Source organism: Cyanobium usitatum str. Tous (assembly GCF_003011885.1).
Classification (GTDB): domain Bacteria; phylum Cyanobacteriota; class Cyanobacteriia; order PCC-6307; family Cyanobiaceae; genus Cyanobium_A; species Cyanobium_A usitatum.
Genome location: NZ_PXXO01000016.1, coordinates 1 through 12,066, shown reverse-complemented (window position 1 = coordinate 12,066; position 12,066 = coordinate 1). Strand labels below are relative to the sequence as shown.

Sequence of the window (12,066 nt, the reverse complement as noted above, 5' to 3'; positions counted from 1 at the left end):
CATGGGTCGTGAGGAGCAGCGGGCCGCCATGCGCCAGGTGCGCGAGGGTCTGATCGCCGAACTGGAGGAGCTGTATCGGGGCGCCTTTGATCGCATCGGCAGCCAGGACCTGGGCGAGGGGGCAATCGCCCGACTCACCCAGCTGCTGCTGCGCTCCCGCGAAGCGGCGATCACACCGCTTGAGCAGGAGATCGAGGCGCCGTTGATCACCACGCCCGCCGGGCAGCCCGCCCCGTGAGCTGGCTCGACGAGCTGGAGGCGCAGCTGGATCAGCAACTTGCGGCCTTTCTCGCCGCCAACCCCAGCCAGGAAGCCCTGCTTGGCGAGCAGGAAGCGCGGGATCGCCAGGCCCGACTGGCGGGGCAGCGGCGCCAGTTGCAAAGGCAGGCGGAACAGGAGCGCCAGGCCCTGCTGCAATTGGCCGCTGAAATCCGCTGCTGGCAGGAACGGCTTGCCAAGGCCCGCGCCGCCGGCGCCACAGCCCTGGCCGAGCGAGCTGAAGCCCACCAACTGGGCCTGATGGAACAGGGCCGGCTGCGCTGGCAACGCCTCGGGGAACTGGGGGTGAGCTTCGCTGCCGTGGAGCGCGATCTGCGCGAACTGGAGAGCCGTCCCCGCCCATCAAAGGCCTCCAGCCTGGAGCAGGACTGGGCCAGTTTCGAGGCCGAACAAGCCCTGGAGGCGTTGCGACGGCACCAGGGCTGAGAACAAAGGCAGAGCTACGCCGGTCGACGCGTTCCAAGCCCGAGCCCTGCTGTATTCCGTACAGGCTGTACAGAATCCTGGAGAGCCCACAATCACAGCCGCTGACGCCCAGCCCAACCACCTGCCGCCATGGGTTTTCTGTTGTCCAAACTGCTGCCGTTGCTGCTCTACCCGCTGGGTTTAGGGCTGCTGCTGCAACTCCTGGGCCTGGCCGCGGCGTCCAAAGGCAGGGAGCAAGGCAGTCGCCGGCGGCGTCAGGCCAGCCTCTGGCTAAGTGGCACGGGGGTGGGACTGATCTGGCTGTGTGCCATGCCGCTCAGCAGCCGCCAGCTGATCTGGGGCCTGGAGGATCGGGCGGCGGCGCTCACCCCGCGGCAGCTGCCCCGGGCCGACGCGGTGGTGGTGCTGGGCGGCGGCTTGCGGCCGGCCCTGCCACCCCGGCAGGGTGTCGAAGTGGCGGAAGGGGGCGACCGGCTCCTGCGCGGCGTGCAACTGGTGCGCCGGGCCCCCCCCCTGCTGGTGACCAGCGGCGGACGGGTGAGCTTCACTGGCCATGATCCCGCCCCACCTGAAGCGCTCTGGGCCAGGGATCTGGCCGAGGAGCTGGGGCTGCCAGCCGATCGGATCCTGATCAACCCCGGCTCCCGCACCACCGCCGAGGAGGCTCGCGACATCGGCGCCCTGGGCCGGCGGCGGGGCTGGACCCGGGTTCTGCTGATCACCAGTGCCTTTCACATGCCCCGCTCACTGGCCACCTTCCAACGGCGCAGCGGCCTGACGGTGGTGCCGGTCGCCTGCGACTACCAACTGCCGGATCGTGCCCACTACGGCAAACCCACCTTGGGCAACACGCTCAAGAGTTTGTTGCCCGACGCCGAAGCGCTCTACCTGAGCACCTTGGCCCTGAAGGAGCACTTGGGGCTGGCGATCTATCGGCTACGGGGCTGGAGTTAATCGAGCTGGCTTGTGGTCCAGCCTGTTGACCTTCAAGCCTTTTGGCGTTCAAGCCTTGGGCGCCGGGGGCACCAGGCTGACACCATCGGGTGGCGGAGTGGGGTCGGGATCGGCGATCAGCATGTGCTGCAGCACGATCTCGGGACGTTCACTATCCCGCCAACGAATTCGGTAGGCGGGCATCTTGGTGCCGCGGCTGGTGGTCTGCTCCACCGGCTCCATCACCCAGCCCCGGCGCGAACGACCCTGGGGGTTGCGCTTCACCACAGCATCCGCGTGTTTGAAGCGAAAACCAACGCGCTCGCCACTCATGGAATCGCTGACCCCGGATGGGGGAGATTGCCTACTAGAGGGATTATCCCATTGCGCCAGGCCCAACCTCCTGACGGGCCTCCGGACGTAAGAGGGGGAAGGCGATCACATCACGGATCGAGGGGCTGTCGGTGAGCAGCATCACCAGCCGATCAATGCCAATTCCCAGGCCGCCCGTGGGGGGCATACCCACCTCCAGGGCTTGGATGAAGTCCTCGTCAACGCCTTGGGCCTCGTCGTCGCCGGCAGCACGGCGCTCCTGCTGGGCCTCAAGCCGCTGGCGCTGGTCCACCGGATCAATCAACTCGCTGAAGGCGTTGGCGGTTTCACGGCCCACGATGAACAGCTCAAACCGCTCCACCATGCCGGGCTTGCTGCGATGGGCCCGGGCCAGGGGTGAGTTCTCCACCGGGTAATCGACCACGAAAGTGGGCTGGATCAGCTCAGCCTCGACCCGCTGCTCGAAGGCCTCCACCAACAACCGGCCGACGGAATCGGCCAGGGCTGGCACCTCCAGCCCCTGCGCTCCCATGGCTGCAGCCGCTGCCTCTCGGCTAGCAAAAGAATTGAAATCAAGGCCGGTGGCGGCTTGCACCAACTCGTGCATGGTGGCCCGCCGCCAAGGGGGCGCCAGGTCGATGTCGGTGCCCTGATAGCTGATCTGGGTGGTGCCGCACACCTGTTGGCACACGTGGGCAATCAGCTGCTCAGTGAGCGCCATCATGTCGGTGTAGTCGGCATAAGCCTGGTAGATCTCCACCGAGGTGAACTCGGGATTGTGGCGGGTGCTGATCCCTTCGTTGCGAAAGATGCGCCCCAGCTCGTAGACCCGCTCGAAGCCGCCCACCACCAGCCGCTTGAGGTGCAGCTCGGTGGCAATGCGCAGGGTGAGGGGCAGATCGAGGGCGTTGTGGTGCGTCTCAAACGGGCGGGCATCAGCACCACCGGGCACGCTCTGCAGCACCGGCGTTTCGATCTCCAGAAACTCGCGCTCATCGAGCCAACGACGCATGGCACTCACAGCCACGGCCCGGCGCCTGAAGGTTTCGCGGGTCTGGGGCGACACGATCAGATCCAGGTAGCGCTGGCGGTAGCGCTTCTCCACATCCGCCAGGCCGTGCCACTTATCGGGCAGGGGCTGGAGCGATTTGGTGAGCATGGTCCAGCCCTTCACCTTCACCGAAAGCTCACCACGATCGGTGCGGCGCAAGCTGCCCTGCACGCCGATCAGGTCGCCAGCATCCACCAAGGAGGTGAGGTGGGCGAAAGCCTCGGGATCCTCCGGCATGGACGCCTCAAGGGTGGCCTTCTCAATAAACAGCTGAATCGGACCGGTTTCATCAGCCAGGGTGAAGAAGGCGAGCTTGCCCATCACGCGGCGAGTCATCACCCGGCCTGCCACGGCCACTTCCAGTTGCCGCTCCTCACCGTTGGCCAGGTCGGCATGGTCCTGCTGCAAAGCCGCCGTGCGGTGGCTGGGCTCAAAGCGCAGGGCGTAAGGACCCTGGCCGAGGGCAGCTAGGGCGGCGGCTTTCTCCAGACGGGTCTCGCGCAGATCCGACAAGGCAGACAGGGGGCTGAATCGGCCCATCCTGCAGTAGCGCTAGCCGTTTGCAGCCAGGCTGGCTTCAGCCATCCGCTGGGAGGCGTAGCCAGTGCCGCGCACCGTGAGGATCAGCTCTGGATTGCGGGGGTCGGGCTCGAGTTTGCCGCGCAGGCGAGCTACGTACACGTCCACCACCCGCAAGTCGGCTGCGCGGCGGGGGGGATAGCCCCAAAGCTGCTCAAGGATTTCGGCCCGGGGCACCACCCGACCGGGTTCCCGGAACAGCAGCTCCAGCAGGCTGAATTCGGTGTAGGTAAGCCCGATGCGCTCGCTGTCGCGGGTCACCTGGCGGCGGTTGGTATCCACCACCAAGTCCCCCACCCGCAGCACACCGCTGCCGCTGGGCACCTCGCGAGGCTCGGCAGAAGCTGAACCGCGGCCAACCCGTCGCAAAATTGTGGCGATCCGGGCTTCGAGCTCCTTGGGGCTGAAGGGCTTGGGCAGGTAGTCGTCGGCGCCGAGGTCTAGGCCCGACACCCGCTCGGCGATCGCATCAAGGGCCGAAAGGAAAATGATCGGCACGCAGGATTCAGCCCGCAGCCGGCGGCAAACCGCAAAGCCGTCCAGCTTGGGCAGCATCACATCGAGCACGACGAGATCGGGCTGCTCTTGGTGAAACAGGCTGAGGGCTTCCTCGCCGTCTTCAGCGCAGATCACCCTGTAGCCAGCCAGCTGCAAGCGCATCACCAGCACCCGGCGCACGGCGGCTTCGTCATCAACCACCATCACGGTGGCTTTGGGCTCGACCGGGGCAGGCCCCAGGGAATCGGAGAAGGCGTCTGAAATGGGCCTGTCCTCCGAAGGCATGGGCGGTGCGCCTGGATGAAGAATCGTAACCATACCGCTCGATGCCCCCTGGGGTCACCCCCAACGGGCTCGGGAGTAGCGGTTCCACTCGTCAGCCGCAGCAGTCAGGGCCGCATCACTGGCCACCTGGCCGAGCATGGCTCGCTGCAGCTGGGTGTACACAATCGCCTGCAGTCGTTTCACCCCCGGGCTCGCCGGCACCAGCACCCTGGCCTGGCGAAGGGTCTGGGCCGACAGCAACCGGGCCCGCTGCACCAAGGCCTCTTGCGCCCCAGCCCCAGCCCCAAGAGCAGTAGCAGGAGCAGTCGCCAGGCTGGCCTCAAGCTGCTGCAGGGCTTGCCGGTTGGAGGGCAGCACCCGCGCCTGCTCGGCGAAGGCCAACTGGTTGGGGCCATTGGTGAGAAATAGGGCGAAGCGGGCCGCCTCGGCCGCCAAGGCGCTCTGCTTGGGCACCACCAGATTCATCACCGCCACGTTGGCCTCAGCGCTGGCACCCGTGAGCGGCGCAAAGGGCTCCGTGACCGCTGCAATGCCGGGAGCATTGGTCTGCAGGTTGCGCAGAAAGTCGGGGCCCGTGGCCACCTGGGCCAGGTCGCCCGATTGGTAGAGCTCGATGGCTCTCCGGTAGCCCTGGCTCACCACCTCCCGCGGCAGCAGACCGCGACGGTAGAGATCACTCCAGAAGGCAAAGGCCCGCCGCCCCGCGGGGCTATCGAAGGCCGCCCGTTGCTCCCCATCCAGCAACTTCACCCCCATCTGCACCAGGGTCTCGAGCAGCTCGGCGGAGTCATCGGGCACCACGGTGACAAACAACGCATAGCGGCCCGTGCGGCGGCGCACGGCCTCGGCATAGGCCGGCACCTGGTCCCAGGAAGCCGGGGGGGCGCTATAGCCGGCCCGCTCAAGCAGCCGGCGGTTGGCCATGGTGATCCGCGCGGTCAAATACCAAGGAATGGCAAATTGCTGGCCCCCCTGCCCCTGGCGACCTGCCTCCCAGATCGCTGGCAAATAGGCATCAGCAGCCCCCGCCGGCAGCACCTCACTTAGATCAAGCAGCCCCCCCTTGCTGGCCAGGTTGGCCGCGAAAGGGGGGTTGAGATTCACCAGGTCCGGGGCGGTGCGGGCAAACACAGCCGCCAGCAACTTGCGCTCTACCGAGCTCCAAGGCACGTCGGTCCAGCGCACCTGCAACCCGGGGTTCTGGCCCTCCCAGGCTGCGATCAGATCCCGCAAATAGTCGTTGAACTTGGGGGCCAGGTCCAGGGTCCAGAAATTCAGCACCTGGGTCGCCGCGGAATCAGTCCCCGGACCAGTCCTGCCACAACTGCCCAGGCCCGCTGCCAGCAGGGCAGCAGCGGAGCCGCCGCCAAGAAGCTCAAGGAAACGCCGCCGGGTCTGGATCAATGCCATCTACTCAGCCTCGCCCGCCCTGGATCTGCTGGCGCCAGAGCAACAACTGCAGGGAGCAAAGCAGCGGTGCCAGCAGGGCCGTGAGCAGGGTTTGGGCAAGCCAGGTGTGCAATGCGGGCTCCAGGGGCCAGGGGCCCAGCAACCGGCTCTGCAAAATCAGGCTGCCGCCAAGCAGGGCCGCACCCAACAGGGCCAGCAGGCCAAGACTGAAGCTGCGCTCGATCGGCGGCCCCTGGCGGCCCAGCCGACCCCACCACCAGCCCAGCAGGGCCAGGGCAGGGATCTGCGTAATCGACCCGGGGTGCAAAGCATCAAGCAACAGTCCCAGCCCGGCCCCGGCCAGGGCGCCGGAGAGGGGTCCGTCGGCTAGGGCCCAGGGCAGCAGCCAAAGCACGGACCAAGCCGGGGGAATGCCCGCCAGCTTCAGGGGCCCGGGCGCAGCAAGCACCAGCCAGGGCACTACTAAGGCCGTAGCCACACACCAACCGTGGCGGGCCAGCCGACTCATGGCAACCGCACCTGCACCCAGTCGACCGCCTCAAGCGGAGCACTCAGCTGCACCACGGCCTCGGTGGCCGGTACGGCCCGGTCGTCGACCGACTGGATCACACCCACCGTGAGGTTGGGAGGCACCAGGGTGCTGGCGGGCGAGGTAACGACCACATCCCCCGGGCGCACTCCTGGATCCTTCTCCAGAAAGCGCAGCAAGGGGCGGCTGGTGCCAATGCCCGTGAGCAAACCATGGCGCCGAACCCGTCCCACCCAGACGCCAACCCGGCTGCCGGGATCGGTGAGCAGGGTGACGCTGGCAGTAGTGGGAGTAACGCCGGCAATCCTGCCAATCAGCCCCCCCGGCGCCGTCACCGCCATGCCAGGCCGTAGGCCCTGCAACTCGCCGCGGCCAATCACGAGCTGCTGCCACCAGCCCCCTGTCTGGCGCGAGATCACCGCTGCCGCCAATTCGCGGCCCCCCTGACCCTGCAGCTGCAGCAAACTGCGCAGCCGTCGGTTGTCGGCATCCAGCTGGCGCAAGCGGGTTTGATCGTTGAGAGCCTGGCCGCTACGCACCCACTCACCCTGGGCACTACCGGGCCAGAAAGGCCGGCTCAACAGGGCGTAAGCATCGGTAAAACCCACTCCTTTACTGAGCCGCACGGCTAGCAGGGCCAGCACCAGCAAGGCCCAGGGCCAGGCCTGAACTACAGCGCCCAGGGCGGGAAGGCGAAGCCTGCGGCCGGCCTGCATCGGGATCAGGCGGTCTGACGCACGAAGTCAGGGGTGTCGAGCACGCGCTGCAGCCGCTTGTAGTCCTCAAGCACCATGCCGCAGCCGTTCACCACGCACAGCAGCGGGTCTTCTGCCACATGGGTAAGGATGCCGGTCTCGTGGCTGATCAGGTCGGTTATGCCGCGCACTTGGGCACCACCACCGGCCAGCATGATGCCACGATCGACGATGTCGGCGGCCAGCTCAGGCGGGGTGCGCTCCAATGTGCGCTTAACGGCTTCCACGATCACATTGAGGGGTTCGGCCATGGCCTCGCGAATATCGCCGGCGCGGACGTTGATAGTGCGGGGCAGACCGGAGAGCAGGTGCAGGCCGCGCACATCCATGGAGGTGTTGTCGTGGGCATCGTCAGGGAAGGCGGAGCCGATGCGGATCTTTATGTCCTCAGCGGTGCGCTCGCCCACCACCAGGTTGTGCACCTTCTTGAGATAGACGCCGATGGCGTCACTGAGTTCGTCGCCAGCCACCCGCACCGACTCGCTCAGCACGGTGCCGCCCAGGCTGAGCACGGCCACTTCAGTGGTGCCGCCTCCGATATCAACAATCATGGTGCCCACCGCCTCAGTGACGGGCAGACCGGCGCCGATGGCGGCCGCCACCGGCTCATCAATTAGGTGCACCTCACGGGCGCCGGCCAGGCCGGCTTCCCGCACAGCACGGCGCTCCACACCTGTAACTCCACTAGGGATGCCGATCACCAACCGGGGCGCCACGATGCCGCGGCCTTCATTGGCCTTGCGAATGAAGGTTTTGATCATCTGCTCGGCGGCGTCGAAGTCGGCGATCACGCCGTCACGCAGGGGCCGCACGGCGCGAATGTTGCCGGGGGTGCGGCCCAGCATCATCTTGGCCTCATCACCCACGGCCAAGGGCACACCCCGCTCCAGATCCATGGCCACCACAGAGGGCTCCTGGAGCACGATGCCTTTGCCCGACACGAAGATGAGGGTGTTGGCGGTGCCCAGGTCAATACCGATATCGCGCGAAAACTGGAAACGACGAAAAAACACGGACGCCCGGCCTGCAAGGGCCGAATCATACGAGGGTGTTACAGACGGCTCTAACGGTGGAACTGATGAAAGGTGGCAGCCGAACCGGGTGCCGCATCATTGATCCATCAGCAACAGGAGACATCAACCATGGGCGTGAATTCCATCACCCTTGTCGGCCGGGCCGGCCGCGACCCCGAAGTCCGCTATTTCGAATCAGGCAGTGTGGTCGCCAACCTCACCCTCGCCGTCAACCGCCGCAGCCGTGACGACGAGCCCGACTGGTTCAACCTCGAAATCTGGGGCAAACAAGCTCAGGTAGCCGCCGACTATGTCCGCAAAGGGGCCCTGGTGGGCATCATCGGCAGCTTCAAGCTTGACCGCTGGACCGACCGGGCCAGCGGTGAGGAGCGCACCAAGCCCGTGATCCGGGTAGACCGGCTGGAATTGCTCGGCTCCAAGCGCGACGCCGAAGGTGGCGGTGGCATGGGAGGAGGCTTCGGTGGTGGCTCTCCAAGCGAGGAGGAAGTGCCCTTCTAAGCCGGGTCTGGCTCAGTGGGAATCGCGGCGCTTCTTCCAGATGCGCAGCCCCAGCCTGACGGCGCCGGCGGCCAAGGCCAGCACCAGCACCAGCTTCACAGCCTTGGCCACCGGCTCTATCCAGAGCTCCACATTTGCGTAGCCCTCACCCAGTGCCAGGCCCGCCAAGGTGAGTAGCAGGGTCCAGATAAGGCTGCCGGCCGTGGTCCAAAGCAGGAAAGGCGCTATGGGCATCATCTCGATGCCCGCGGGCACCGATATCAAGGTGCGGATGCCAGGCACCAGCCGGCCCCAAAACACCAAAGCGGTGCCGTATTTGGCAAACCAATCGCGGCTGCGGTGGAGCTCCTTGGGGCTGATGCCAATCCAGCGGCCGTGGCGCGCTAGCCATTGCTCCAGGCGCTGCTCGTTGATCAGCCGGCCGATGCCATACCAAGGCAAAGCCCCCAGCACGGTGCCGAGCAGCCCCGCCACTACCACTGGCAGCAGGGCCAATTGGCCCTGCTGCACATAAAAGCCCCCGAGGGGCATGATCAATTCGGAGGGGATCGGCGGGAAGAGGTTCTCAAGGAACATCGCCGCAAAGATCGCTCCATAGCCAAGCCAGGGATTGGCCTCCACTGCCGCACCAATCAGCTGAGGCAGCTGTTGCACCAGTTCGCCAATCCCCATCGGGCTCGTCTCAGTAGCGGTAGTGATCGAGCTTGTAGGGCCCGGCTACCGGCACGTTGATGTAATCAGCCTGCTCCTGGGAGAGCTGGGTGAGCTTGGCGCCGATCTTGTCGAGGTGGAAGCGGGCCACCATCTCATCGAGGTGCTTAGGCAGCACATACACCTGCTTGGCGTACTGGTCGCCCTTGGTGAACAGCTCAATCTGAGCCAGCACCTGGTTGGTGAAGGAGGCGCTCATCACAAAACTGGGATGGCCTGTAGCGCAACCCAAATTCACCAAACGGCCCTCAGCCAGCAGGATAATTTTGTTGCCGCTGGGCAGCACAATATGATCAACCTGAGGCTTGATGTTATCCCAGGTGTACTGCTTTAGGGATACCACATCGATCTCATTGTCGAAGTGACCGATGTTGCAGACGATCGCCTGATCCTTCATCTGAATCAGGTGCTCGTGGCGGATCACCTTGAAGTTGCCAGTGGCAGTCACGAAGATGTCCACATCGCCCACCACATCGTCAAGACGCACGACGCGATAGCCCTCCATCGCGGCCTGCAGGGCGCAGATGGGATCAACTTCGGCGATCATCACCGTGGCGCCAAGACCGCGCAGCGACTGAGCTGAGCCCTTACCCACATCGCCGTAGCCAAGCACCAGGGCAACCTTACCGGCCACCATCACATCAGTGGCGCGCTTGATGCTGTCCACCAGGGATTCGCGGCAACCATAAAGGTTGTCAAACTTGCTCTTGGTGACCGAATCGTTGACGTTGATCGCCGGGAAGGGCAGCTCGCCACTCTTCTGCATTTGATAGAGGCGCGCCACACCTGTGGTGGTCTCCTCGGTAACGCCCTGAATTTCGGCGTAGATGCGGGAGTAGAAGCCAGGCTGGGCGGCCAGCTTTTGGCGAATGCTGTTGAAGAGGGCGGTTTCCTCTTCGTTGGAGGGGTTATCTAGAACTGAAGGATCGCTCTCAGCCTTAGTACCCAACACCACGAGTCCAGTGGCATCGCCACCGTCGTCGAGGATCATGTTAGGTGTGCCACCATCGCCCCACTCAAGGATGCGGTGAGTGAAGGCCCAATACTCATCAAGGGTTTCGCCCTTGTAGGCAAACACCGGCACATTGGCCGCTGCAATCGCGGCGGCAGCGTGATCCTGGGTTGAGAAGATGTTGCAGCTGGCCCAGCGCACTTCGGCGCCGAGAGCCACCAAAGTTTCAATCAGAACCGCAGTCTGAATCGTCATATGCAGGGAACCTGCAATGCGGGCGCCCTTGAGGGGCTGCTCAGCGCCAAACCTGGAGCGCAGGGCCATCAGGCCAGGCATCTCAGTTTCGGCAATTGCAATCTCTTTGCGGCCAAAATCGGCCAGGCCGAGATCTGCAATTACATAGGTATTGGTGCTTTGCAGCACGGGCGCGGAAGCCGTTGAGGCGGGTGAAGCCACCATGGTTTTGCTTGGGGTACTGCTCGCTCCCGGCTGGGAGGGCGTGGTTTGGAAATATCTGCGGAGACGCCGAGGCTTCGGGCTCGCTTAAAGGGCAATCTACAAGGAGCACCTCAACTCTCGTGATGCAAGCCCCGTGATTCAAGCCCTGAGTGATGCCGCCGCCACCCAGGCCTTCGGGCGGCAACTGGCGCTGCGTCTACCCGCTGGCAGCATCCTGCTGTTGGCAGGTGACCTGGGGGCCGGCAAAACCTGCCTGGTGCAGGGCCTGGCCGCCGGCCTCGGCATTGAGGAACCAATCACCAGCCCCACCTTCGCCCTCGCCCAGCACTACCCGCTGCCGAAGGGCGGCGGGCTGGTGCACCTCGATCTCTACCGGCTGGAGCTGGCCGCCGCCGCCGACGAACTATTTGCCCAGGAGGAGGAGGAAGCCCGAGCCCTAGGCGCCCTGCTGGCAGTGGAGTGGCCCGAGCGACTCAGCAGCGCACCGGCCGGCTGCTGGCAAATCCAGCTCAGCTTGAGCGACCCCTTCAACCCAGAAGCTGGACGCCTGATCGAGGTGCGTTCGCCGAGCTGAACGACCGGCCGGGGCAGCTTGCTGTTTTATTTGGCTAGCTAAGTCTTGGCTTAGCTAGCTGCCGCGAATGAAGTGCCCGCCCCCAGCAGCGCAGCAATGATCTGGGCGTTGGCCGCCGGGAAGGGATATTCGCCCAGCTGCTCAGGCCGCACCCAGCGCACCTGCTGGGAGGCCAGCGGCTGGGGCTCGCCGCTCAACCAGGTGCAGAGATGCACCACAAAGCACAACCTCTTATGGCTGTAGGCGTGCTCCACCACGATCAGCTCCTCGCCCACCTCCACCTCAATCGCCAACTCCTCCGCCAGCTCACGGCGGATCGTTTCATCGATCAGCTCACCCGGCTCCTGCTTGCCGCCGGGGAATTCCCACAACCCCCCCAGCAAACCCTCATTGAGCCGCTGATCGATCAGCACCTCACCGGCGCCGTTGCGCACCACCCCCACGCCGATCACCTGGAACGGCAACTCGCTGCTCAACCGGCTACATAAGCCTCTACGGCATCGCTGATGCGGCGCAGGCCGGCGAGTCCGTCACGCTCCAAGTTGCGCACCCGATCGCGGCTGATACCCAGAATGCGGCCGATACCGGTGAGACTCATCGGCTCGCCACCCTCAGGGTTGTCAGCGCAGGGGATGCCGTAGCGCATCTTCAGCACCCGCCCCTGCAGCTCCGGCAGTTGCTCCAGCAGCGCTCGCAGGTCGCCCTTTAGGCACTCTCCATCCACCCGCTCCTCCGGCAGCTCCGCATCTCCTGCCAGCAG

15 protein-coding genes and 1 pseudogene are annotated in these 12,066 nt (G+C 65.3%); 5 read left to right on the top strand and 11 right to left on the bottom strand.

The annotated features are described in order from the left end of the window. The first annotated feature begins 1 nt into the window (after position 1). The 3 genes from C7K55_RS11760 to C7K55_RS11750 all read left to right on the top strand — a co-directional run bounded on the left by C7K55_RS11760 (position 2) and on the right by C7K55_RS11750 (position 1,659). Positions 2–238 carry a hercynine metabolism small protein gene (locus tag C7K55_RS11760; protein WP_106632921.1) on the top strand — a complete coding sequence of 79 codons (237 nt, stop codon included), beginning with the start codon at positions 2–4 and terminating at the stop codon, positions 236–238. Further along, positions 235–705, top strand: coding sequence for a hercynine metabolism protein (locus C7K55_RS11755; RefSeq protein WP_106632920.1), 471 nt, complete (start codon positions 235–237; stop codon positions 703–705). Before C7K55_RS11760 ends, C7K55_RS11755 begins: the two co-directional genes overlap by 4 nt. 129 nt (positions 706–834) lie before the next feature. Next, positions 835–1,659, top strand: coding sequence for a YdcF family protein (locus tag C7K55_RS11750; RefSeq protein WP_106632919.1), 825 nt, complete (start codon positions 835–837; stop codon positions 1,657–1,659). Positions 1,660–1,707: 48 nt separating this feature from the next. Here the strand turns inward: C7K55_RS11750 and C7K55_RS11745 are convergent, their stop codons facing one another. From C7K55_RS11745 to C7K55_RS11715, 7 genes are read right to left on the bottom strand one after another with little or no spacing between them, the layout of a single operon-like run. Continuing rightward, complete coding sequence (locus C7K55_RS11745; protein WP_094559041.1) at positions 1,708–1,971, bottom strand: hypothetical protein; 264 nt, start codon at positions 1,969–1,971, stop codon at positions 1,708–1,710. A 43-nt stretch (positions 1,972–2,014) separates the two neighbouring features. Next, positions 2,015–3,535 carry a lysine--tRNA ligase gene (gene lysS, locus C7K55_RS11740; protein WP_106632951.1) on the bottom strand — a complete coding sequence of 507 codons (1,521 nt, stop codon included), beginning with the start codon at positions 3,533–3,535 and terminating at the stop codon, positions 2,015–2,017. A gap of 39 nt (positions 3,536–3,574) precedes the next feature. Further along, the gene (rpaB, locus tag C7K55_RS11735; RefSeq protein ID WP_396093328.1) at positions 3,575–4,384 is read right to left on the bottom strand and encodes a response regulator transcription factor RpaB; all 810 of its coding nucleotides are present in this window, start codon (positions 4,382–4,384) and stop codon (positions 3,575–3,577) included. Positions 4,385–4,438: 54 nt separating this feature from the next. Then, positions 4,439–5,794, bottom strand: a complete 1,356-nt coding sequence (locus tag C7K55_RS11730; RefSeq protein ID WP_106632918.1) for an ABC transporter substrate-binding protein — start codon at positions 5,792–5,794, stop codon at positions 4,439–4,441. A gap of 4 nt (positions 5,795–5,798) precedes the next feature. Continuing rightward, the gene (locus C7K55_RS11725; protein ID WP_106632917.1) at positions 5,799–6,302 is read right to left on the bottom strand and encodes a rod shape-determining protein MreD; all 504 of its coding nucleotides are present in this window, start codon (positions 6,300–6,302) and stop codon (positions 5,799–5,801) included. Further along, positions 6,299–7,039: a rod shape-determining protein MreC gene (gene mreC, locus C7K55_RS11720; RefSeq protein ID WP_106632916.1), complete on the bottom strand. Its 741-nt coding sequence runs from the start codon at positions 7,037–7,039 to the stop codon at positions 6,299–6,301. Before mreC ends, C7K55_RS11725 begins: the two co-directional genes overlap by 4 nt. A 5-nt stretch (positions 7,040–7,044) precedes the next feature. Further along, positions 7,045–8,091, bottom strand: a complete 1,047-nt coding sequence (locus C7K55_RS11715; RefSeq protein ID WP_106632915.1) for a rod shape-determining protein — start codon at positions 8,089–8,091, stop codon at positions 7,045–7,047. A gap of 129 nt (positions 8,092–8,220) precedes the next feature. Between C7K55_RS11715 and C7K55_RS11710 the strand changes: the two genes are divergently transcribed. Beyond that, positions 8,221–8,610, top strand: coding sequence for a single-stranded DNA-binding protein (locus C7K55_RS11710; protein WP_106632914.1), 390 nt, complete (start codon positions 8,221–8,223; stop codon positions 8,608–8,610). 12 nt (positions 8,611–8,622) lie between these two features. Here the strand turns inward: C7K55_RS11710 and C7K55_RS11705 are convergent, their stop codons facing one another. After that, a complete protein-coding gene (locus C7K55_RS11705) occupies positions 8,623–9,282 on the bottom strand; it encodes a DedA family protein (protein WP_106632913.1) in 660 nt (219 codons plus the stop codon). A 10-nt stretch (positions 9,283–9,292) separates the two neighbouring features. Next, on the bottom strand, positions 9,293–10,732 hold the full coding sequence (ahcY, locus tag C7K55_RS11700; RefSeq protein ID WP_106632912.1) for an adenosylhomocysteinase: 1,440 nt from the start codon (positions 10,730–10,732) through the stop codon (positions 9,293–9,295). A 136-nt stretch (positions 10,733–10,868) separates the two neighbouring features. On the opposite strand from ahcY, the gene tsaE reads away from it, so the two are divergent. Further along, on the top strand, positions 10,869–11,306 hold the full coding sequence (gene tsaE / locus C7K55_RS11695) for a tRNA (adenosine(37)-N6)-threonylcarbamoyltransferase complex ATPase subunit type 1 TsaE (RefSeq protein WP_315856783.1): 438 nt from the start codon (positions 10,869–10,871) through the stop codon (positions 11,304–11,306). A 50-nt stretch (positions 11,307–11,356) separates the two neighbouring features. On the opposite strand, the pseudogene mutT reads toward tsaE, so the two are convergent. Both mutT and C7K55_RS11685 read right to left on the bottom strand, forming a co-directional pair. After that, positions 11,357–11,770 (bottom strand): annotated as a pseudogene (gene mutT, locus C7K55_RS11690) (8-oxo-dGTP diphosphatase MutT); the annotation flags it as partial. 8 nt (positions 11,771–11,778) lie between these two features. Then, the coding region (locus C7K55_RS11685) for a sigma factor-like helix-turn-helix DNA-binding protein (protein ID WP_277621543.1) at positions 11,779–12,066 on the bottom strand (288 nt) is incomplete at its 5' end.

Coding starts and splice junctions, on each gene's coding strand:
- C7K55_RS11760 (WP_106632921.1), top strand. CDS start 2: ATGGGTCGTGAGGAGCAGCGGGCCGCCATGCGCCAGGTGCGCGAGGGT.
- C7K55_RS11750 (WP_106632919.1), top strand. CDS start 835: ATGGGTTTTCTGTTGTCCAAACTGCTGCCGTTGCTGCTCTACCCGCTG.
- C7K55_RS11745 (WP_094559041.1), bottom strand. CDS start 1,971: ATGAGTGGCGAGCGCGTTGGTTTTCGCTTCAAACACGCGGATGCTGTG.
- rpaB (WP_396093328.1), bottom strand. CDS start 4,384: ATGCCTTCGGAGGACAGGCCCATTTCAGACGCCTTCTCCGATTCCCTG.
- C7K55_RS11730 (WP_106632918.1), bottom strand. CDS start 5,794: ATGGCATTGATCCAGACCCGGCGGCGTTTCCTTGAGCTTCTTGGCGGC.
- C7K55_RS11725 (WP_106632917.1), bottom strand. CDS start 6,302: ATGAGTCGGCTGGCCCGCCACGGTTGGTGTGTGGCTACGGCCTTAGTA.
- mreC (WP_106632916.1), bottom strand. CDS start 7,039: ATGCAGGCCGGCCGCAGGCTTCGCCTTCCCGCCCTGGGCGCTGTAGTT.
- C7K55_RS11710 (WP_106632914.1), top strand. CDS start 8,221: ATGGGCGTGAATTCCATCACCCTTGTCGGCCGGGCCGGCCGCGACCCC.
- C7K55_RS11705 (WP_106632913.1), bottom strand. CDS start 9,282: ATGGGGATTGGCGAACTGGTGCAACAGCTGCCTCAGCTGATTGGTGCG.
- ahcY (WP_106632912.1), bottom strand. CDS start 10,732: ATGGTGGCTTCACCCGCCTCAACGGCTTCCGCGCCCGTGCTGCAAAGC.